Source organism: uncultured Thiodictyon sp., from assembly GCA_903837595.1.
In the GTDB taxonomy this organism is placed as follows: Bacteria; Pseudomonadota; Gammaproteobacteria; order Chromatiales; family Chromatiaceae; genus Thiodictyon.
Genome location: CAILVI010000030.1, coordinates 1 through 1,662 on the forward strand (window position 1 = coordinate 1; position 1,662 = coordinate 1,662).

Here is a 1,662-nt window from a genome sequence, read left to right on the forward strand (position 1 = left end):
GCTTGCAGCCTGGCTGCTACCTGCTCCAGGTCGGCCCCGCTCGCAACAAAGATCCGGCCCGCAACCCGCTCCAGGTTGGCCCCGCTCGCGAGCAGGACCCGGGTGGAGACAGTGCCCGCAATGGCCCCGCTCGCAAAATCCACGCGACCCACGACCGGGATCAGGTCGGCACTCCTCACGGACCATTGCGCGGACACCCGCGCGAGCGGCTGCCAGGGCAGCGCGAGGTGGGCGCGTGCGGGCGTGCCGGCGGGCGGCGGGGTGGAGTCCTGCCAGGTGAGGTCGGCCGCGGCTGCGCCGGGCCGGGTGTAGGGCGTCGCACCGACCCAGGTGATGTCTGCCGCATTGGCCGGTGGGCGGGTGTAGCTCATGCCGGTATAACGCGGATAATTTTATCGTTTAACAGGGTCTCGCCATCGGCGGCGATGGCGACGACGAGACATTCATCGGCGTTATAAAGGCCCGAAAAGACGTAGGCTCCGGTATCTGCATCGCTGTAGGTGGCGTAATCGTACGCGCGTGCGGCATACAGCACGCGACGGCGACAGGGGGCACCGTTTTCGTCATAAATATGGCCGCGAATCTCCAGGATATTTGGCTTGGAGTATTTATAGATGCCCGACGATGTTTCTTCGTTCCATTGGGCCAGGCCCCCACCAATGCCGGTAAGTTGGTCGAAGGTCCATTGATCGTGGATGACGGGATAAGCGGGCCAGTAGTCGCTTTCGGTGCGGACAGACAACATGCCGCGGGTGAATTTGATGGCGACGCTAAGGACGTGACTGGGCGTCGCAACGGAGACGACTTCATAATATAAAATGGCCGCGGTGGCGGTGGTCTGCCATTTGCAATTTTGCGTTTTCGTTGGTTCGCGGGGGCGGTAGCACAAGAGCAGGCTAGGTTTGCTGGTGGAGGTAAAGGTGGCTGTTTCGGTGGTCGTGTCGTGCGTTAACTCGATAGCGGCGGCGGCCTCATTGTTCGGGGCGGCACTGTAAATGCTGATGGCTCCCATATAGGCAAAGCCGATCTTGGTGCAGGTGCCGTCGTAGGCGACAGCGAAACCAAGATCGAGCATCCAGAATCCCGACGTACCTCCCAGGGATGAAACGGACGCGGTATCTGATACCCCCAATTCCGTAGCCCACGCGGAATAGACAGCGGCGGCGGTATCGGCGGTCCAAGACCCTTCCCAATCGCTGAGTACGCGACCATTGGTTGCCGTATCACGAATTGCCATGTCTGCTCCTACGCACTCTCGCCTTCGACACACACGGCGACGGGATCGGCCGCGATGGCTGCTGCTCCGGCAGGAACGATGCGCTTGATCCAGATCGGGATTGCCGCCGGGGAGGTAGTAAACACGAACGTTTCGCCCGTGCCCGCGGTGCCGCCCCAGCCGCCCGGGGCCAGGCAGAAGTACGGCTGGCCGGTGGCGGTGTTGGTCGGTGCCAGGGCCACCCCTTGGGCGCCCGTACCAACGAGCCCCAGGGTATCGCCGTTGACGCGCAGCGCGCCGGTGGCGTGGTCAGTTACCGTCACGGTCCAGGTCTGGTACACCGTGCCCAGGTTGTTGAGGGTGATGTTGCCCGCGGCGGTGTAGGTTACCGTGCCGGTCACGCTGGCGCCCGAGTAGGCCGCGGCCACATCATCCGGGGTCCAGAC

Annotated in this window: 2 protein-coding genes and 1 pseudogene; all 3 read right to left on the reverse strand. The window is 63.3% G+C overall.

What is annotated here, in order from left to right:
- A partial coding sequence (locus tag QZY44_RS01930) for a hypothetical protein (protein WP_295441506.1) occupies nucleotides 1–371 on the reverse strand: 371 nt, incomplete at its 3' end.
- Nucleotides 368–1,237, reverse strand: coding sequence for a hypothetical protein (locus tag QZY44_RS01935; protein WP_295441509.1), 870 nt, complete (start codon nucleotides 1,235–1,237; stop codon nucleotides 368–370). The genes QZY44_RS01930 and QZY44_RS01935, both read right to left, overlap by 4 nt.
- Before the next feature lie 8 nt (nucleotides 1,238–1,245).
- Nucleotides 1,246–1,662 (reverse strand): annotated as a pseudogene (locus QZY44_RS01940) (hypothetical protein); the annotation flags it as partial.

Excerpts from the sequence above, each read along its gene's own strand:
- QZY44_RS01935 (WP_295441509.1), bottom strand. The coding sequence starts at position 1,237 with ATGGCAATTCGTGATACGGCAACCAATGGTCGCGTACTCAGCGATTGG.